Origin of the sequence: Nostocoides jenkinsii Ben 74, assembly GCF_001046875.1 — a bacterium.
GTDB lineage: Bacteria > Actinomycetota > Actinomycetes > Actinomycetales > Dermatophilaceae > Nostocoides_A > Nostocoides_A jenkinsii.
Map to the genome: position 1 here is coordinate 1185375 of NZ_HF571038.1, position 17856 is coordinate 1203230.

Consider the following 17856-nt stretch of genomic DNA (forward strand, 5'->3'; position numbering starts at 1 on the left):
GCGCTTCTCCCGGTTATCCGGGGCAGATGTTCCGGGACGCCGCTCCGGGCCGCTCAGCGCGCGTCGTCGTCCAGCCGGCGCGGGTCCGGACCCGCGGGGTCGCGCAGGAGGGCGCGGGCTTCGTCGACGTCCAGGCTGCGCGCCTCGACCGTATGCCGCGTGGTCCCCCCCGCGGCAGTCGTCCCCTGTGCGGCAGTCGTCCCCTGGGCGGCAGCGGTCGCCTCCATCCCGAGGGCGTCACGCAGGTCGCGCTCGCGCTCGGCGGCGCCCGCCTTGGCGGTACGCGCGAAGGCGGCGAGACCGGCGATCGGGTCGTCACGGTCATACGCCGAGCCAATGCGGTAGGCCGCATAGGCGAGGGCGGCCGTGCCGGTCACGGCGACGGCAAGAAGAAGGCGGCGGCGCACGGCTCAATCCTTCCGGTGCTTGCCGGGGGTGAGATCGCCGTCCTTGGCACCGGCGAGGGCGGCACGCACGCCATACGACAGCGCGGCCACCTTGACCAGCGGCTGACCGAGCGTCGCCGCAAAAAGGCTGGTCAACGCACTCGCATTGGTCGTCATCGCGCCGACATTGCTGGTGATGCCGTCGACGCGGGCGAGTTGGTCATTGGTGAGGCTGACCGTGTCGGTCAGCTTGACCAGGGTCGGCTGCACATTGTCGGTGGTCGTGCGCAACGACACCTGGGTCTCATCCAGGATCTTGCCCGCCTTCCCGACGAGAGCGCCGATCCGATAGACGAGATAGGCGACCGAGATCGCGAGGATGAGCAGGGCGATATCGCCGAGCGTCACGTCCGAAAGCATGGGCCGACCCTACCCGGCGCGCAGTGTTGTGCCCGGGTAGGGCCGTGGTTGGTCAGGCGGGGGCGGGTCAGGCGAACTTGCCTGTGACGAAGATCGGTGCGCGCGCGTTCGTGCCGACGTACTTGTACATCCAGTCCGCATCCTTGACCGTCGTGCGGATGCAGCCGTGGCTGGCCGGGTACGGCGGCACGGAGGTCGAGCCGTGGACGTAGATCGCGCCGACTACCTGCCGCGGGTTGTACATATTGCCGTAGCGCGAGACGGAGGCGAACCAGCCCTCGGAGTGGTTGGTGCAGGACTCCGGATACAGCGTGCTGCAGTACCACCCCTTGAGGGTGTTGCCGAGGCTGTAGGAGCCATTGGGCGTGCCGTGCCCGTAAACCCCCATCGAGCTGGCGAAGACCCGGCGATACTGCTTGCCCTCGACATAGAACAGGACCTGGCAGGTCTGATGCGCGACCAAGTAGGTGCTCTTGCCCGCATAGGTCTCGGCCGGGATCTCCCGCAGATTCCGGTATTTGGCGTCGTAGGCCTTGAGCGTGGTGAGCGTGCGCGCATCGAGCGGGGCGCGGGTGGTGCCGATTCCGGCGATGCGGCGGAACGCGCAGAGTCCCCGCGCGGTCTCGCCGCCGAAGTGCCCGTCGACCGCGCCGGTCGGGATGCCGAACTTCGTCAGGATCTCTTGGGCCTTCCGGACCTTGGGATCGGCCTCGTCATCGCGCGCGGTCGCGCCGGCCGGCGGAGCGACCAAGTCGGGTCCGACGGCCGCGGCGATGCCCGGCCTCGGCTTGGCTTGGGCGGTGACGTGGGCGGTGTCTCGGGCGGCATCTTGCGCGGTGGCGCTACTGGCCCCGGCGGCCCCCACCACCGCGATGGTGGCGGCCAGGATGGCGCCGATTCGCACGGACTTCATCGTGATCTCCCTCAGTTGTCCCCCAAGCCCGGTTGTCGGGCCCGTCAAGACTACCGACGCGTCGGGGCCGCGTTTGGTTGTCCGACAGCGAGAATTGACGGCTCAGTCAGTGGGAGCGCCGCGGCCCAACCGGGCTTTGAGCCACTCCCAGCGCGTCTGTAGCCGCGTCTCGAAGCCGCGGTCCGTCGGGCGGTAGTAGTCCGTGCGGCCATGGAGGTCGTCCGGCAGATATTGCTGCGCGGCAACAGCATCCGGCTCGTCGTGAGCGTAGACATAGCCGGCGCCATGACCGAGGCGGTCGGCTCCGGCATACCCACTGCCGCGCAGATGCGCCGGGACAGCACTCCCCTTGCCAGCACGGATGTCGGCGATGGCGGCATTGATGCCCACATAGGCGGCATTGGATTTGGGGGCGAGCGCGTTGTGGACGACGGCCTGGGCGAGGATGATCCTGGCCTCGGGCATGCCGATCTGCGCTACGGCGTGCAGCGCGGCGACCGCCGTCTGCAGCGCGGTCGGGTCGGCCATCCCCACGTCCTCGGAGGCGGCGATCACGATGCGGCGGGCGATGAAGCGGGGGTCCTCCCCTGCCTCCAACATGCGGGCGAGGTAGTGCAGCGCGGCGTCGACATCAGACCCGCGCATTGACTTGATCAGCGCCGAGGCGACGTCATAGTGCTGGTCACCGGTGCGGTCGTAGCGCACCGCCGCCTGGGCCATCGCCTGCTCAACGGCAGCGAGCGTGATCTCGGTGGGGGCGTCGTCCCCGCGGACACCCCGCAGATCCTCGGCCACGCCGGCCGCGGCTTCCAAAGCGGTCAAGGCCCGCCTGGCGTCACCACCGCTGACCCGCACCAGATGCTCGCGGGCCTCCTCCCCCAAGGTGTATGCCGCGGCCAGCCCGCCCTCGGACGTCACCGCCGCCTCGATCACCTCGCGAATGTCGTTGTCGGACAACGATGTCAGCGTGATCAGCACCGACCGTGACAGGAGCGGGGCGATGACCGAGAAGGACGGATTCTCGGTCGTGGCAGCGACGAGGATGACCTGGCGGTTCTCGACGCCCGGCAACAACGCATCCTGTTGAGCCTTAGTGAAGCGGTGGATCTCATCGAGAAAGAGCACGGTCTGCCGGTCGTAGAGATCACGGTTGCGGGCGGCCTGCTCCATGACCGCCCGGACGTCCTTGACTCCGGCGGTGATGGCGGATAACTCGATGAACTCCCGGCCGGCCGCGCTGGCCACGAGGTGGGCGAGCGTCGTCTTGCCAGTCCCCGGTGGGCCCCACAGGATGGCCGAGATCGGGCCGGCCCGCCCGCCGCTGCCCTCGATGAGGCGACGCAGGGGCGAACCAACCCGGAGCACATCGGCCTGTCCCCGGACCTCGGCAAGGCTTCGTGGCCGCATCCGCACCGCCAGCGGCGGCAGGGTGGCTTCACTGGGCGCATCGTCGGCGGCGGCAGCGCCGAAGAGGTCGAGCCCGCTCACGCGTTCCCCCGGTCGGTGCCCGGCCGCGCGAGGACATACAGCCGGTCGGTGGGCACCTCCCCCGGCATCGGGGAGCGGAGATACGACTCGATGTCGGTCAGCCCGGCCTGCCGGGTCGCCTCGAGGGCGACGTGGCGATCATGCAGGACGACGTCAAGGTCCACGGGGACCCCGAATACCTCCCGCTCATGCCGGATCTCCGCGCCGATGTGGACGGCGAAAGCGATGACCCCATCCGGGGCGATGATCCGGGCCAGCCCGGCCAGGGTGTCGGCCAACTCCGACTCGGCCAGGTGGACAAAGGCGTACCACGCCGTGACCGCACCCCAGGCCGAGGCATGCGGCGGGCGCAGGAGCCGGGAGAAGTCCCCGACGTCGAAGCCGATCTGCGGATAGCGGGCCCTCGCGACCGCCACCATCGCGGTGGACAGATCGACACCGCTGACCTCGGCGCCGCAATCGGCCAGATGGGCGGCCACGTGCCCCGGCCCCGAGCCGATGTCGACGACGGGGCCGTCCGCGGCGGCGGCGATCCGCTCCAGCAACCACCGGTCGAACGGCTGGTCGCGCAGGTCCCGCGCGGTGCCCTCGGCATAGGCCTGGGCGCAGGCGTCGTAGGCCGCACGCACCCGGTTGTCCCGCGCGGAAGGGCCATCGCCGAGGACGGCGTTGCGGTCGACTGTCGGCTCGGCGGGGCCGGGCGTGTCGCCGGTGGCGACCGGCCCCAGGAGGTGGATCCACCGCGAGTCATGCTGGCCGGGGCGGCGCGGGAGTTCGCGCACCAGGGGGGCCGGTCGGTCGGCCAACCGGGTCAGCACGGCCTCGACCTCCCCGCGATCGGCGAAGGAGTGCAGTCGCTCCGCCCGGGTCTTCAGCTCACCCGGGGCCTGGGCCCCGCGCAAGAGCAGTAGGGTGATGAGGGCGCGTTCGTCGGGGGCCAGGCCCAGCGCCTCCTCGAGGCGCTGATGGAACTTGACCACCCGCGCGCCCGTGCCCGCCCAGACGAACCGCACCAGCGAGCGGTCCTTGAGCGCGCGGCATACGGCCTCAATGTCGTTGGTGGCGTAGTCCGTGACCGGATCGCGGCTGGTGGCCTGGTTGCAGGCCGTCTGGAGGGCGTTGAGGGAGAGGGGATAACTCGCCGGCACGGTCACCTGCTTCTCCAGCAACGCCCCGAGGATGCGCTGCTCGGCCGCGTCGAGCACGGGCAGACCCGCAGAGTCACCGTCCATGTGCTCGACCTTACGACGCCCTAGGCTCGGTCCGTGCGAGGCTGGGGCAGCTGGGTCGGTCGCCACGCCCGCGTTGTCGTCGGGGTGTGGTTCGTCGCGGTGACGCTTGCCTTCCTCGCCGCCACCGGCGTGGTCGGGGAGGGCTTGTTTCCGCGGCTGCACGCCAGTGACATCGAGGCACCCGGGGAAAATCTGATCGGCCGCGACCTGCTGCGGGGCACCACTCGGGAGCAGGGCCTGGGCGGGAGCTACACGCTGCTGGTGGCCGGCATCGACCCGGCCGCACCGCGCGTCGCGGCTGCTGCCCGCACGGCGGTGACTGAGCTCCTGGCGATCCCCGGGGTGGAGCGCGCCGCGAATCCGTATGTCGTTCCCAGCGGACTCGACTCCGCCGGCGCGCAGGCGATGTTCGCCGACCGCAGTCAGTACTCCGGTGGCTTCGCCACGATCGTCCTGCTGAAGCAGGGGCTCAGCCGCTCGTCGGAGGACGAGACCCACGACCGCATCGACGCGGTGTTCGACGAACTCGTGCGCGCGAGCGGGGCACACGACTCGCAGCGCGGAAGCATTCGGGCGCTGGTGGACCGCATCGTGGAGCAGATCAAGATCGATGGGCAGCGCGGTGAGGGCATCGCCCTGCCGCTGAGTTTCCTGGTCATGATCGTCGTCTTCGGCGGGTTCGTGGCCGCCGGGATTCCCGTCGTGGGCGCCGTCGCCTCAATCGCCGGGGCTCTCGGATGCTTGCTGGGATTCAGCCACCTGCTCGACCTGGACGCCACCGTGGTCAACGTCGTGACGGTGCTGGGGCTTGGTCTGTGCATCGACTACGGGCTTCTTCTCGTCAGTCGATTCCGGGAGGAGTATGCCGCGTCCCGCCCCCCGGGAATCGCGCCCGAGGTGGGCCCGGCACGCGAGATCACCCGGGAGGACGCGATCCGGGCGATCGGTCTCGCGGTGGATCGGGCGGGACGCACGGTGCTCTTCTCGGGCCTGATCGTGGCCATTTCGCTGTCGGGTCTGCTGGTCTTCGACGTCCCCTTCGTCCGGGCGCTGGCCGCGGCCGGAGTCTCGATCGTCGTGGTGGCACTGCTGGTCGCTCTGACCCTCATCCCCGCACTTTGCGTGCTCGGGGCTCGGCGCATCCTGCGGGCGCGGCGTACTGAGGTAACCGGCGACTCGGGAGTGTTCGCGCAGTTGGCGACCCGCGTGCACGCCCGCCCGTGGGTCGTCATTGCCCTCCTGGGCGCGGCACTGGTAACGATGGCCCTGCCGGCCCTAGACCTCCGGCTCACCTCCTCCGGAGCGGCCTTGCTGCCGACGGGCACACCGGAGCGCGTGTTCGTGGAGCGCACCCAGGCGCACTACCCCGGCATCGCCGGCGCCGAGTTGACGCTGGTCACGAAGGCTCCCGTTGCGCAGGTGCGGGCCTGGACGGCGGGGCGGCAGATCCCCGGCGTCACCCGGATCGGATCGGTGGTCGCGCGCCCCGGCGGCGTGGTGACCGTCGCCATCTACACCGGCGACGGCGGCAGCGGCCCGGCCAGCAGGGCGGCGGCGCACTCGCTCCGCACGGACCGAGCACCCTTCCCGAACTGGATCACCGGCCAGGCCTCCGGCATCGCGGACTATCAGGACGCGATCCGGGCACGCGCACCGGCGGCGATTGCCCTCGTCGGGCTGACAACGATGGCGCTGCTGTTCCTGATGACCGGGTCCATCGTCATACCCATCAAGGCGCTGCTGATGAACCTCCTGTCGCTGGGGGCAACCGTCGGGGTGGTCGTATGGGTGTTCCAAGACGGCCACCTCCAAGGCCTGCTGGGCTTCAGCTCGGTTGGCGCCGTCGAGAGCACGCTGCCGCTGCTGCTGGCGGCCTTCGGGTTCGGGCTCTCCATGGACTACGAGGTGTTCCTGCTCGCCCGCATCGTGGAGTTGCACGAGCAGGGACTGTCGACCACCGAAGCCGTCACGCTCGGCTTGCAACGCTCCGGCCGGATCATTACCTCGGCGGCGCTGCTGATGGTGATCGTGTTCGGCGGGTTCGCCTCAGCCCAGTTGCTGGTGATGAAGCAGATGGGGTTCGGGTTGGCGCTGGCCATCGCCCTGGACGCCACCATCGTGCGCATGCTGCTGGTCCCGGCCACGATGTACGTTCTCGGACAGGCGAATTGGTGGGCCCCTGCACCGATGCGTCGGTTGCACCGCCGGTGGGGCATCACCGGCTAATCCGCACCCTCTACGCGGACGCAATAACCTGCCGCACCCTCTCCGCGGACGCAATAACCTGCCGCGGACGCAAAAGCTATTGCGTCCGCGGCAGGTTATTGCGTCCGCCCTGGAGTACCCGACGGAATCTGACAAGGCTGCCGGCGAGTGCCGGGTCATTCCGGGCCGCCTCGTCGGCCAGGGTCGCCGCGAGGGAGTGGGCGGCGAACCACCGAGCACGCGCGACCAGTCCCGGATCCACGACTCCCCCACGCCGGACGTATGCCGCGAGCGCCCCTTCGACGATCTCCCACCCAAGGTCTGCCCAGACCAGGGCGAAGTCCCGAGCGGGGTCGTCGTGGACCGCGTCACTCCAGTCGATGACGCCGGAGAGCGCCCCGCTCTCGGGGTCCACGATGAGATGCTCTGCGCCGAGATCGTTGTGGCAGAACACCGTATGCCGGGGTCGATCCGGTGCCGGGCCCGTCAGGAAGGACTCGATCAGGCACCTGTCAGCGTCCCCAAATCGGTCGGTCACTCGCGCGAAGGCCGTGGCGGTGGAGACTCGCCAGCTCTCTGCCGGGGTGGCGGCGTCGACGAGTCCGTTGGGGACCCGTGACCTGTGCAGGCGGGCGAGAAGAGTGCCGAGCGACTCGGCCAAGGCCGGACGGTCCCGGATCGGCGCTGTTCCCGCACCGATCCCCGGGACCATCGTCAGGAGCAACATCCCGGCGTGAGGATCGACTGCGCGGACGGTGTTGGTCACCAGCGGTGAGCGCCGCGCGACGAACCGCAGCAGGTCGGCGTCCTTGGTCGTGGTGTCGAAGCGCTCCGTGTCTTCGGCGAATTTGCTGACCCGCAGCAGCAGCTGCTGGCCCCCGGAAGGGGGATGCACGGCATACGCGATGTTGTCCCAACCCTCCCCGAGCTCGCTCAGCCGGGCACCGTCGAGGTTCGGATCCAGTTCCGCGAGAACGGCATCCAGATCGAAGTCAGTGCGCCGGGGCAGCTTCACGAGGACAGATCGAGCCGGTCGAGGAAGCCGGCTTGAGCGGCCACCAGCCGACGGGCCGCAACCTCGGCCACGCACCACTCGACGCGATCGATCTCCGGGAAAGTGATCGTGCGCCCGGAGCGGGGCGGCCACTCCATCGTCACCTGATCTCCGGCAGCCACGTCCACGTCAATATCGCCAACCACGAGCACAGCGAAGGCGTGCACGGTCTTGCCGCCGGACTGCTTGACCGTGCCGAGTTCGAACACCTGCCCCTCCGGGACGGCGGATCCCGTCTCCTCGCGCCACTCTCGCTCGGCCGCAGCCCGCGGCTCCTCGGCCGCGGGATCGAACTCACCCTTGACGATGCTCCATGCCCGGTCGTCCTTGCGCGCCCACAGCGGCCCGCCCATGTGGGCGATCAGCACCTCGATGGCCCCGTCCGCACCCAGCCGGACCGGCAGGAGGCCGGCGCTGGTCCGTGGCCTGACTGGGCTCACGAGGTGACGCCGTCGACATAGACCCAGCGGCCGCCGCGACGAGCAAAAGTGCTGCGTTCGCGCAGGACGCCCTGCTGATCACCGGATCTCCAGTGCGCCGCGAACTCCACGACCCCGGTGGCGTCGTCGGCGCCGCCACCCACCACGGCGAGCACGTCCAGGCCTGTCCACCTGGTCTCATCCGGGACGGACACCTCGGCCGGCCGCGTCTGCGGATGCCAGGTGCGGAAGAGGTGGTCGGGCACGCCGAGGGCGTAGGCGGCATACCGCGAGCGCATCGTCGCCTCGGCCGTCGGCGGCGCGAGGCCGTCCACGACGTAGGGCGCGCAGCACGACGCGAACGCCCGGCCCGTGCCACAGGGGCACGCACCGGGCGTCGCGATCGAGCTGAGGGACAACGGCGTTCAGGCCCCGGCTGAATCAGCCTTGGGAGCGGCTGGCTTGGCGTCGATGCCCGCTTCCTTGCGCTGCTCCGGGGAGATCGCCGCGGGCGCCTCGGTCAGCGGGTCGAAACCGCCGCCGGACTTCGGGAAGGCGATGACATCGCGGATCGAGGCATAGCCGCCGAGCAGCATGACGATCCGGTCCCAGCCGAACGCGATGCCGCCGTGCGGCGGGGCGCCGAACTTGAAGGCGTCGAGCAGGAAGCCGAATTTCTCCTGCGCCTGCTCCTGGCTCAGTCCCATCACCGCGAAGACGCGCTCTTGAATGTCCTTGCGGTTGATACGAATCGAGCCACCGCCGATCTCGTTGCCATTGCAGACCATGTCGTAGGCATAGGCCAGCGCGGGGCCGGGGTCGGTGTCGAAGGTGTCGAGGAATTCGTCCTTCGGGCTGGTGAAGGCGTGGTGCACAGCGGTCCAGGCGCCCGCGCCGACGGCGACATCGCCCGCCGCCTCGGCGTCAGCGGTCGGCTCGAAGAGCGGCGCGTCGACGACCCACAGGAAGGACCACGCGTTCTCGTCGATCAGCCCGGCCCGCTTGCCGATCTCGAGACGCGTCGCGCCGAGCAGGCTGCGGGCGGCCTTGGCCGGGCCGGCCGCGAAGAAGATGCAGTCGCCGGGGGCGGCACCGACATGGGCGGCGAGACCCGCAGTCTCGGTCTCGGTGAGGTTCTTGGCCACCGGCCCGGTGAGCGTGCCGTCCTCCTGGACCAGGACGTAGGCCAGTCCCTTGTGTCCGCGCTGCTTGGCGAACTCCTGCCAGCCGTCGAGCACCTTGCGCGGCTGGGACGCCCCACCGGGCATGACGACGGCACCGACATAGGGCGCCTGGAAGACGCGGAAGGTGGTGTCCTTGAAGAAGTCCGTGCACTCGGTCAGCTCGACACCGAAGCGCAAGTCAGGCTTGTCCGAGCCATAGCGCGCCATCGCCTCGGCATACGTCAGCCGCGGGAAAGGCGTCGGCAACTCGACATCAATGAGCTTCCAAATCTCGACCGCCAGCGCCTCGCCGAGCTCGATGATGTCGTCCTGGGTGACGAAGGACATCTCGATGTCGAGCTGAGTGAACTCCGGCTGCCGGTCGGCGCGGAAGTCCTCATCGCGATAGCAGCGCGCGATCTGGTAGTAGCGCTCCATCCCGGCCACCATGAGAAGCTGCTTGAACAACTGCGGGCTCTGCGGCAGGGCATACCAGGACCCCGGCGCGAGGCGCGCGGGCACGAGGAAGTCGCGAGCACCTTCGGGGGTCGAGCGCGTCAGCGTCGGGGTCTCGATCTCGACGAAGTCACGCTCCCCCAACACCTTTCGCGCGGCCTGGCTGACCTTGGAGCGCAGCCGTATGCCGTGCCCGGCGTTGTGCGCGCCCGGCCGGCGCAGGTCGAGATAGCGGTACTTCAGTCGCGCTTCCTCACCGACCGTGAGCCGCTCGTCGATCTGGAAGGGCAGCGGCTCGCTGGGACCCAGCACGGTGATCTCGCTCGCGACGACCTCGATGGCGCCAGTCGCCAGGTCGGGGTTGACATTCTTCTCGCCGCGGGCGATCACAGTGCCGACGACCTTGATGCAGTATTCGCTGCGCAGGTCGTGTGCGGCCCCGGTCAGCACCTCGTCGCGGGCAACGACCTGGACCACGCCCGAGGCGTCCCGCAGATCGATGAAAGCCACTCCCCCGTGATCCCGCCGCTTGGCCACCCATCCGGTGAGCGTGACGAGGTCGTCGATGTGGTCGGCCCGGAGGGCACCGGCCTGGTGGGTGCGAAGCACGGAGTTCTTCCTTCGGTGGAGGTGGCGTATGCCGCCGGCGCCGGCCGGCGGACCCGTCCATTATCCCCGGATCGGCGGGCGGCTTCATCCGGCTTTCCGCGTCGGCTGCTGGCCGCGTCCGCCCCCGGCCCGCTCTACGATGCCCGCCATGAACCTGGCAGATCTGTTCGGCAACCTGGACACCTCGCAACTGGCCGATGTGGTCGAGGTCGTCGCCAAGAATCGTGACGTCATCGCCAATCTCGGCAAGCTGCCCGAGTTCATCGGGTCACTGAGCACGTCGATGAATGGCGCCGGACAGGAGGCAAAGGGCGCGGCCGTCGCCCTGATCGGCAACGACGGCGCCACCGGCGCGAAGGGAGCCCTCTGCGGTGCTGCCGGGGCCTTGAACGAGATCGTTGACTCGTTGACCAAGGGAATCGCCATGATCGCGTCCGCCGCCGAAGCCGCTCACAAGGTCCCGCTCATGGACGGCCCGGCAAGCCGACTGGAGGAGGCGTCCCGCGAGATGAGCCGGTCGACGTCCGCTCTCGGCGAGCTCGCCCAGTCGATGGCGACCATCGCCGGCGTCCTCGGCAGCGTGGCGGGGGCGCTGGACCGGGTCGGCGACCACCTCGTCGATACTGGGACCCAGGCTCGCGGCTTCCTCGCCTAGAGCTGAGGCCGTTCACCGGACCGTGTCGCCGGCCGGTTCCCACCGTGGGGACGGCAGCCGGCCGGTGAGGAATGACCGGATGCCGCTCCGGCGCCAAGGGCGGGCCGGTGCCAGGATGTGGCCGTGACTCACACCGAGGCGGCCGCTGGCCCGACCTTCGTCCGTTCCGACTACGTCATCCTCGGTGGTGGGGCGCTCGCCGTGGTCCTCGCCGCCCTGACGCATTACCGGGGCGCTGGAGAGATTCTCCCCTTCGTCTTCGCGGCCGTCGCGGTGACGATGCTCGCCTCGCTGGTCGGGCGCTCGGTCGAGCAGCTCGGCGACCGGTTCGGACCCGGAGCCACCGGCGTCCTCCAGTCTGCCCTCGGCAACCTCCCCGAACTCTTCATCGCACTGTTCGCGCTCAAGGCGGGACTGGTCGGCGTCGTCCAGGCCGCGCTCGTGGGATCGATCCTCGCCAACCTTCTGCTCGTCCTCGGACTCGCGTTCGTCGTCGGCGGGCTCAAGCACGGACCGCAGAATCTCGACTCCAAGCGCGCCCAGTCGATCATCGTGCTGATGGTGCTGTCGGTGGCGGCCATGGTCGTCCCGAGCATCGCCCACTATGTCCACGTCCCGGTCAGCAAACACGAGAGCGCGTTCTCGATCTTCACCTCGGTCATCCTGCTGCTCGTCTTCGCGGTGACGCTGCCGGCCTCGCTCAAGCGCGGTGCCGAATCCGAGGCGGAGACGGTCGACATGCAGCAGGAGCAGCCGCGTTGGCCGGTCTGGCTGGCCGTCGGCCTGCTCGCGCTCGCCGCGGTCCTCGCCGCCTTCGTCTCGGACTGGTTCGTCGCGGCCCTCGAACCGGCGATGACCGCCCTGAACATCTCCGAGGCCTTCGCCGGCCTTGTCGTCGTGGCCATCGCCGGCAACGCGATCGAGAACGTCGTCGGGGTTCAGCTCGCCGCCGCAGGACGATCGGAGTACGCCTTCTCCGTCGTCATCAACTCCCCCATGCAGATCGCCCTGGTGCTGGCCCCAGCCCTCGTGATCCTGTCGCACGTGTTCGGGTTCACCGCGCTGACGCTCGTGTTCTCGCCGATGCTGGTGATCTCCCTCGTCATCGCGGTCATCCTCACCGCGTTCATCACCTTCGACGGCGAGTCGACCTGGGCCGAGGGGGTCTCACTGATCGCGGTGTATGCCGTTATCGCCGCGTCCTTCTGGTGGGGCTGAACCGGCGTATCCACAACTCCGACCGCGACAGACCGACGTCAGGGACCAGGCACAGTGCCCCGATGGTGAGCGCACCCAGCGCCGCGGCCAACGCCGTGGGCAGTGAGGGTGGTGCTTGGACAACTCGGATGTAGTCGCCCCACGGAGCGTAGCGGCCGTAGGTCACCATTGCGAGCGTCACCCCGGTGAGGGCAGCGGACGCGGCAGAGGGTGACGCAAGGCCCAGCACAACCGAGGTCAATCCGGTGAGAAAGGCCGTGTTGCGCGGAACGGTCAGGTCACCTTCGGGAACGGTTAGGGTGCCGCCAAGGACGATGAGATTCACACCAAGGAGCACCGCAGCATCACGGAGTCCGATGCGCCGCACGGCGTATTCGCTGAGGTGTGTGCGGCGACCAGACAAAGCCCTCGCGAAAGCCAGCGCCAAGAGATAGGGCGCGAATGTGGACCACGTGATGACGCTGCTCCCATCCCCGACGATCACGGGCACATTGACCCCGAGGTGGGTTGTCGCCGGAACGATAGCGGCCAGCACGGAACCCACGGCGAGCCACCGCACGCCCCGCGAAGCGCCATAAAGGCTCATGCGTGACAGGCCCGAATTGTCTGTCTGGCCCATTGCGCCTGCTCTGTCGCGGACATTCCTCGCAACGTGGTCAGCAAGTCGGAAATCTCCGCGTCTTGGGTGAGATCCCCCACATCGGCGTTGGGGTCCATCTTCTGGGTCAACGCGGCCGCAAGCGGGCGTTCATAATCCGTCGCCGCGCAGCCGACGCCCTGCGAAACACTGATTGCGAGGGCATATCGAAGCTGGTCGGCGGTGGCTTGATTCCGCCACGTGAATGTCATCACGTCAGCGCGGGGGTCCTCGCTCCAAGCATCGGGAAGATGAATTCCCAACGAGTCTGCGGCTTGCCGAACTTGGGTAATTCCGGCTGCGGCCTGTGAAAGTTGGTGGCGGTGCTCGGGCCAGACACAGATCTGGAGACCCTGAAGCCGCTGACAAGCGGTGTGAGTGACTCGAGCCGTCAACTGACCCTCCTTGACGACGAAAGTTTGCCCGATAGCCGCCAATAACAGCGCCACCGCGAGCGACGCCGCCAACGTGAGCAAACGGCCGGGCGCCTCAGGCTGCGCCATGCAGGCGCGCAAGCTACCGGCCAGGAGAACGACGCAGACAGTCAGGCACAGGGTCAAGTCGGTGGCACTGATCTGCTGAGTGTTGTCGCAACACGGGGACGCGATACCTGTCACGACCGTCCGGCCTAGAAAGCTCGATGGGTCGGCGACGGCGAGCGCGGCGGCCGCATACGTCGAGCCCACCGCGATGGGGACCGCCACCAAGCCCGAGGCCAGAGACCCAATCGCGGCACCGAAGGCGGCGGCAGTTGCCTGCGTCAAGAGGAGTGCAAGCGCAAGCATGGCCGCGATCTGCCCACGCGGCGATCCCGTGACGTCGACCAGGACGAGAAGTCCGACCACAAGGGCGCTGACCACCCCCGGAACGATCAGCCTCCCGAGTGCTTTGCCACGATGAGCGCCCCCGAACGTGGCATCGAGCCATGGACGCGCCCTCGCAGCGTCCCACGCGGCCCAGCCCGCAAACACCGGCGCGACCACAACCAAGGAAACTGCCGCCTGCGACAGGGCGACCAGTGGGTAATCCCCGAAGAACTCGCGCTGCGCGACGGAACCGGCATAGGTCGCCGCCGCAATGAGCGGAATGAAGAGCCAACCGGTCGACCAACGCAGCGCACGCAGGAAACTCACAGGGTACTCGTCAACGACGTGAAGGCCGACTCCGCCATGCGGGCCACATCGGGGCCCTGGCCGCGGCGGAGGAAGTCGTCCACGGGCCCGTCGAAGACGATGCGACCACCATCAAGCACCACCACCGAGGCAACAAGCTGATCGACGTCGTCCAATTGGTGTGTCGAGATGACTGTGGGCCGATCCAGGCTGAGAACAACGTCCCGGAAGCGAGCCCGTTGCGTCGGATCGAGGCCGGCAGTGGGTTCGTCCAACAGAAGTAGCTCCGACGGGCGGGCGAGTGCCTCCGCAAGGCCCACCCGACGGAGTTCGCCACCGGACAGCCTGGCCGGATCCATTTGCCCCTTCTCGCTCAAGTCGACCTGGGCAATCGCCTTTACGGCGGCTGACCGTGCCGAACTCTCGCTCCGGCCACTCAGCCACGCAGCGAAGGCGACCTGTTCCACTACGTTCAGCCGGGGCATGCTGGAGATGTGCTGCGGCATCATCGCCACCCGTCGACGCAACTCCTTCGGGCCAGCGTCATGTCCGTCGATTTTCACCGTCCCCCGCTTCGGCGCAATGGCCCCCGAAAGTAGGCGCAACGTTGTCGTCTTCCCAGCACCATTGCGGCCAAGGAGCAACGTCCGCCCCGTCGCTGGGAGCGACCACGTCAGGTCGTCAAGAATTACTCTGCGACCACGCTGAAATGTGACGGAGTGAAGCGTCATGATCATCGTATCAGGCGCCTATGTGCAGAATGGGCAACGATGCGGCCACATCCGGTCAGTATTCGACCTTCGCTGTTCCATAGAAGGTGCCGGTTGTTCCCGCCCCACTTTTGATGGTGAAGTGTATATCGCCCCTCGTACCGGCAGAGTATGACACCCACGAGTCACACGTCTTACTCACGCCTCCAACCTTCTCGTCCGGGATAGGCCATTGGTGGTCTTTGTAAATTCCGATCGAGGCCACACTTGTACACGCCGTGATTCGAGCACGATTGGTTGCGCCGTCCGTGTTGAGATCTGTCCACGTCCGCGAGCCGAAACCGTTATTGGCGTGTTCGATCGGACTGGTGAATGTGCCTTCAGACCAGGCGGGGGATGACGCCAGTAAGCAGCCGAGCACGACGGCACCGATTCTAGCGAACGACGTCAGACGTGAGTTGGGGGGGGGCTTGAGCACGGGTCTCTCCTTAACAGTTGTGTGGACACAATTGAGACTACACTGTGGCTGCAGATCTGCAACCGGAACGAGAGCCAGGGCCTCGGCAGAGTGGCCTCGTGGGGCTGTGACCTCCGGTAACGACGTGGTTGACCGGCGCGTTGCTGGTGGTGGGCGTGCGACTGGCGGTGACGATCGGAGTTCTCGCACAACCGTTGTCGTCCGGAGTCCCACGCCGCCATGTCGTTGTCCCTATGCCTCGACAAGCGGCACGGCCGAAAATTCACCCGCACCGTGAAGGCCGTCGAAGCCGCTCCCAGAGCAGCCACGGGCTGTCGGCCGGCCGCAGGGTGGTCCAATCGGCGGCCCGCGCCGCGTGCGCGGCGAAAATGCCGACGAGGGTATGGGGATTGACCAGCTTCCCGCTGGTGGCCGCGGCGAAGGCATCGTCGAGGCTCACCCAAGCCCGTGGCATGTCCCGCTCCTCGCCGGTGCGATGGTGCCGCTCGCCTTCGGGGATCTCGTTGAGGTCGCGCGCCAGGAAGATGCGGATCGCCTCGGAGGTGTAGCCGGGCGAGGTGACATAGTCGATCAGCAGATCCCACCGGTCGGCGCGCAGGTCCGCCTCCTCACCGAGTTCCCGCGCGGCGGCAACCACCGGCGGCTCACCGTCGAGATCAAGCAGGCCGGCGGGAATCTCCCAGTCCCGCATCCCGATCGGATGCCGGTACTGCTGGACGAGCACAATCCGGCCGGTGTCGTCGAGGGCGACAACGGCCACCGCACCGGGATGCTCGATCAGATCGCGGGCGACGACCTCGTGGCCGAGGTCGACCTGGTCACGGCGGACATCCCAGACCAGCCCGTGATAGACGGTCTCGGCGGCGAGCACGCGCGCCGGGTCGATGACATCGGCGATCACCGCAGGCAGCGGATCCGGCCCCGTGGGTCCGGCGGTCATGCGTGGGCCGGGACCGGCTCCACCTCGACCAGTCGAGAGGCGCGCTGGGCGTCCAAGGCAGCGGCGACGAGGCCGGCGAACAGCGGGTGGGCCCGGTGCGGGCGCGACTTGAACTCCGGGTGCGCCTGCGTCGCCACGTAATAGGGATGGACTTCCCGAGGCAGCTCGGCGAACTCCACGAGCGTCCCGTTCGGCGAGGTCCCACTGAAGACGAGGCCGGCCGCGGCGATCTGCTCCCGGTAGGCATTGTTGACCTCATAACGGTGCCGGTGGCGCTCATCGACCCGAGTGGCGCCATACGCCTCGGCGACAACCGAGCCGTCAGCGAGCACCGCCTCATAGGTGCCGAGCCGCATCGTTCCACCAAGATCGCCGGCGCCCTCGACGAAGGCCTTCTGCTCCTCCATCGTCGCGATGACCGGGGCCGGCGTGGTCGGCTCGAACTCGCTCGAGCTCGCGCCGGCGATGCCGGCGACGGTGCGGGCGTATTCGATGACCATGCACTGGAGGCCGAGGCAGATGCCGAGCGTGGGGACCTGGCGTTCCCGGGCCCAGCGCAGCGCCCCGAGCTTGCCTTCGATCCCGCGCACCCCGAAGCCGCCGGGCACGAGGACCGCGTCCACGCCCCCGAGCGCCTTGGCGGCACCGGCCTCGGACTCGCAGGTGTCGGAGGCCACCCAGCGGATCGCAACCTTGGCGTCGTGGTGGAAGCCGGCCGCGCGCAGAGCCTCGGTCACCGACAGATAGGCGTCCGGCAGGTCGATGTACTTGCCGACGAGGGCGACCTCGACATGGTGGGCCGGGTGGTGGACGCGGCGCAGCAGCTCGTCCCACTTACTCCAGGCGACGTCCCGGAAGTTGAGACCGAGGCGGCGGATGACATAGGCGTCGAGGCCCTCACGGTGCAGGACGCGGGGGATGTCATAGATCGATGGAGCGTCCACGCAGGCCGCGACGGCGTCGAGGTCGACATCGCACATGAGCGAGATTTTCCGCTTGATGCCGTCGGGGATCTCCCGGTCGGCGCGCAGGACGAGGGCATCGGGCTGGAGGCCGACCTGCCGCAGCGCCGCCACCGAGTGCTGCGTCGGCTTCGTCTTCAGCTCCCCGCTCGGCGCGAGGTAGGGCACGAGGGAGACGTGGAGGAACATCGAGTTCTCCCGGCCGATCTCGTGCCGAACCTGGCGGGCGGCCTCGAGGAAGGGCAGCGACTCGATGTCGCCAACGGTTCCACCGATCTCGGTGATGATGACGTCGGGTGCCTCGGCGTCGCCGACCCCCGGCGAGCCGGCCGCTTGCGCCCGCATCCGCCGGGTGATCTCGTTGGTGATGTGCGGGATGACCTGGACGGTGTCGCCGAGATACTCGCCGCGACGCTCCTTGGCGATGACCTCGCTGTAGACCTGTCCGGTGGTGACATTGGCGGCGGCGCTGAGATTGACATCGAGGAAGCGCTCGTAGTGGCCGATGTCGAGGTCGGTCTCGGCGCCGTCCTCGGTCACGAACACCTCGCCGTGCTGGAACGGGTTCATCGTCCCGGGATCGACGTTGAGATACGGATCGAGCTTCTGCATCGTGACCCGCAGCCCGCGCGCGCGGAGCAGGTTGCCGAGGCTCGAGGCCGTCAGGCCCTTGCCGAGGGATGAGGCCACGCCTCCGGTCACAAAGATGTGTTTCGTCGCAGCCGCCACGGGCTTCAACTGTACGTCACCGGCGCGAGTTGTCGGTACCTCTCCAGCCACCGGCGCGCCGTCTGCGCGC

The 17856-nt window shown here is 68.5% G+C and carries 17 protein-coding genes; 3 read left to right on the forward strand and 14 right to left on the reverse strand.

The annotated features are described in order from the left end of the window. Nucleotides 1-53: 53 nt before the first annotated feature. The 5 genes from BN13_RS05440 to BN13_RS05460 form a co-directional block, all read right to left on the reverse strand. Complete coding sequence (locus BN13_RS05440; protein WP_048545077.1) at nucleotides 54-407, reverse strand: hypothetical protein; 354 nt, start codon at nucleotides 405-407, stop codon at nucleotides 54-56. A gap of 3 nt (nucleotides 408-410) precedes the next feature. Next, nucleotides 411-806, reverse strand: a complete 396-nt coding sequence (locus BN13_RS05445) for a DUF948 domain-containing protein (RefSeq protein WP_321162894.1) — start codon at nucleotides 804-806, stop codon at nucleotides 411-413. A 67-nt stretch (nucleotides 807-873) separates the two neighbouring features. Further along, nucleotides 874-1719, reverse strand: coding sequence for a L,D-transpeptidase family protein (locus tag BN13_RS05450; protein ID WP_048545079.1), 846 nt, complete (start codon nucleotides 1717-1719; stop codon nucleotides 874-876). A 102-nt stretch (nucleotides 1720-1821) separates the two neighbouring features. After that, entirely contained in the window at nucleotides 1822-3207 is a 1386-nt protein-coding gene (locus BN13_RS05455) for a replication-associated recombination protein A (RefSeq protein ID WP_048545081.1), read from the reverse strand. After that, nucleotides 3204-4439: a DUF480 domain-containing protein gene (locus tag BN13_RS05460; RefSeq protein WP_048545084.1), complete on the reverse strand. Its 1236-nt coding sequence runs from the start codon at nucleotides 4437-4439 to the stop codon at nucleotides 3204-3206. The genes BN13_RS05455 and BN13_RS05460 overlap by 4 nt, the downstream gene beginning before the upstream one ends. A 33-nt stretch (nucleotides 4440-4472) precedes the next feature. Between BN13_RS05460 and BN13_RS05465 the strand changes: the two genes are divergently transcribed. Next, the gene (locus tag BN13_RS05465) at nucleotides 4473-6665 is read left to right on the forward strand and encodes an MMPL family transporter (protein ID WP_048545087.1); all 2193 of its coding nucleotides are present in this window, start codon (nucleotides 4473-4475) and stop codon (nucleotides 6663-6665) included. Between the two features lie 76 nt (nucleotides 6666-6741). Here the strand turns inward: BN13_RS05465 and BN13_RS05470 are convergent, their stop codons facing one another. The 4 genes from BN13_RS05470 to aspS are packed head-to-tail and all read right to left on the reverse strand — an operon-like array spanning nucleotide 6742 to nucleotide 10345. Beyond that, nucleotides 6742-7659, reverse strand: a complete 918-nt coding sequence (locus BN13_RS05470) for a phosphotransferase family protein (protein ID WP_048545088.1) — start codon at nucleotides 7657-7659, stop codon at nucleotides 6742-6744. Continuing rightward, nucleotides 7656-8138 (reverse strand): NUDIX domain-containing protein, encoded by a 483-nt coding sequence (locus BN13_RS05475; protein WP_048545091.1) that lies wholly within the window; start codon nucleotides 8136-8138, stop codon nucleotides 7656-7658. The genes BN13_RS05470 and BN13_RS05475 overlap by 4 nt, the downstream gene beginning before the upstream one ends. Next, nucleotides 8135-8536, reverse strand: coding sequence for a YchJ family protein (locus BN13_RS05480; protein ID WP_048545092.1), 402 nt, complete (start codon nucleotides 8534-8536; stop codon nucleotides 8135-8137). The genes BN13_RS05475 and BN13_RS05480 overlap by 4 nt, the downstream gene beginning before the upstream one ends. Before the next feature lie 6 nt (nucleotides 8537-8542). Next, nucleotides 8543-10345, reverse strand: a complete 1803-nt coding sequence (gene aspS, locus BN13_RS05485; RefSeq protein ID WP_048545094.1) for an aspartate--tRNA ligase — start codon at nucleotides 10343-10345, stop codon at nucleotides 8543-8545. A 148-nt stretch (nucleotides 10346-10493) separates the two neighbouring features. Between aspS and BN13_RS05490 the strand changes: the two genes are divergently transcribed. Next, nucleotides 10494-11000, forward strand: a complete 507-nt coding sequence (locus BN13_RS05490) for a hypothetical protein (protein ID WP_048545096.1) — start codon at nucleotides 10494-10496, stop codon at nucleotides 10998-11000. A 123-nt stretch (nucleotides 11001-11123) separates the two neighbouring features. Further along, the gene (gene cax / locus BN13_RS05495; protein WP_201329055.1) at nucleotides 11124-12218 is read left to right on the forward strand and encodes a calcium/proton exchanger; all 1095 of its coding nucleotides are present in this window, start codon (nucleotides 11124-11126) and stop codon (nucleotides 12216-12218) included. On the opposite strand, the gene BN13_RS05500 is transcribed toward cax, so the two are convergent. The 5 genes from BN13_RS05500 to BN13_RS05520 form a co-directional block, all read right to left on the reverse strand. After that, a complete protein-coding gene (locus BN13_RS05500) occupies nucleotides 12190-12804 on the reverse strand; it encodes a hypothetical protein (protein WP_157038456.1) in 615 nt (204 codons plus the stop codon). The two genes, cax and BN13_RS05500, sit on opposite strands and share 29 nt — an antisense overlap. Beyond that, complete coding sequence (locus tag BN13_RS05505; protein ID WP_048545102.1) at nucleotides 12801-13988, reverse strand: DUF7224 domain-containing protein; 1188 nt, start codon at nucleotides 13986-13988, stop codon at nucleotides 12801-12803. Before BN13_RS05505 ends, BN13_RS05500 begins: the two co-directional genes overlap by 4 nt. After that, the gene (locus BN13_RS05510; RefSeq protein ID WP_084733585.1) at nucleotides 13985-14704 is read right to left on the reverse strand and encodes an ABC transporter ATP-binding protein; all 720 of its coding nucleotides are present in this window, start codon (nucleotides 14702-14704) and stop codon (nucleotides 13985-13987) included. The genes BN13_RS05505 and BN13_RS05510 overlap by 4 nt, the downstream gene beginning before the upstream one ends. Nucleotides 14705-15417: 713 nt before the next feature. Next, nucleotides 15418-16095, reverse strand: a complete 678-nt coding sequence (locus BN13_RS05515; protein WP_048545104.1) for an NUDIX domain-containing protein — start codon at nucleotides 16093-16095, stop codon at nucleotides 15418-15420. Next, nucleotides 16092-17786: a CTP synthase gene (locus BN13_RS05520; RefSeq protein ID WP_048545106.1), complete on the reverse strand. Its 1695-nt coding sequence runs from the start codon at nucleotides 17784-17786 to the stop codon at nucleotides 16092-16094. Before BN13_RS05520 ends, BN13_RS05515 begins: the two co-directional genes overlap by 4 nt. Between the last annotated feature and the right edge of the window lie 70 nt (nucleotides 17787-17856).

Coding starts and splice junctions, on each gene's coding strand:
- BN13_RS05445 (WP_321162894.1), bottom strand. CDS start 806: ATGCTTTCGGACGTGACGCTCGGCGATATCGCCCTGCTCATCCTCGCG.
- BN13_RS05450 (WP_048545079.1), bottom strand. CDS start 1,719: ATGAAGTCCGTGCGAATCGGCGCCATCCTGGCCGCCACCATCGCGGTG.
- BN13_RS05460 (WP_048545084.1), bottom strand. CDS start 4,439: ATGGACGGTGACTCTGCGGGTCTGCCCGTGCTCGACGCGGCCGAGCAG.
- BN13_RS05490 (WP_048545096.1), top strand. CDS start 10,494: ATGAACCTGGCAGATCTGTTCGGCAACCTGGACACCTCGCAACTGGCC.
- BN13_RS05500 (WP_157038456.1), bottom strand. CDS start 12,804: ATGAGCCTTTATGGCGCTTCGCGGGGCGTGCGGTGGCTCGCCGTGGGT.
- BN13_RS05510 (WP_084733585.1), bottom strand. CDS start 14,704: ATGATCATGACGCTTCACTCCGTCACATTTCAGCGTGGTCGCAGAGTA.
- BN13_RS05515 (WP_048545104.1), bottom strand. CDS start 16,095: ATGACCGCCGGACCCACGGGGCCGGATCCGCTGCCTGCGGTGATCGCC.